This is a genomic window from Rhodovulum strictum, from assembly GCF_009649175.1.
GTDB classification, from domain to species: Bacteria; Pseudomonadota; Alphaproteobacteria; order Rhodobacterales; family Rhodobacteraceae; genus Rhodovulum; species Rhodovulum strictum.
The window spans coordinates 1-606 of the sequence record NZ_WJPO01000091.1; the positions used below are offsets into that span (position 1 = coordinate 1).

The following is a 606-nucleotide window of genomic DNA, read 5'->3' on the forward strand; positions in this document are numbered from 1 at the left end:
GTTCATCCTGTTGTCGATGAGCTGCTCGACGACGGAAGGGTCGGCGAGTGTTGAGATGTCGCCGAGTGCTCCGAAGTCGTTTTCCGCGATCTTGCGCAGGATGCGGCGCATGATCTTGCCCGAGCGGGTCTTGGGCAGGCCCGGGGCCCATTGGATGAGGTCGGGCTTGGCGATCGGGCCGATCTCGGTGCGGACCCATTTCTCGAGCTCCTTGCGCAGCTCGTCGGTGGGTTCGACGCCGTTCATCAGGGTGACATAGGCATAGATGCCCTGGCCCTTGATGTCGTGCGGGTAGCCGACCACCGCCGCCTCGGCGACCGCGGCATGCGCGACGAGGGCCGATTCGACCTCGGCCGTGCCCATCCGGTGGCCCGAGACGTTGATCACGTCATCGACGCGCCCCGTCACCCAGTAATAGCCGTCCTTGTCGCGGCGGCAGCCGTCGCCGGAGAAGTAATAGCCCTTGTACTGGCTGAAATAGGTCTCCTGGAAGCGGTCGTGATCGCCCCAGACGGTGCGCATCTGGCCCGGCCAGCTGTCCCGGAGGCAGAGCACGCCCTCGGCCTCGGTCTCGGTGATCTCGCGCCCCGATTCGGGTTCCAGCAC

General features: G+C 65.7%; 1 protein-coding gene. It reads right to left on the reverse strand.

The window, feature by feature from the left end; genetic code table 11:
- Nucleotides 1–606 (reverse strand): AMP-binding enzyme (locus GH815_RS18765; RefSeq protein ID WP_153750240.1); only part of this gene is annotated, 606 nt, incomplete at both ends.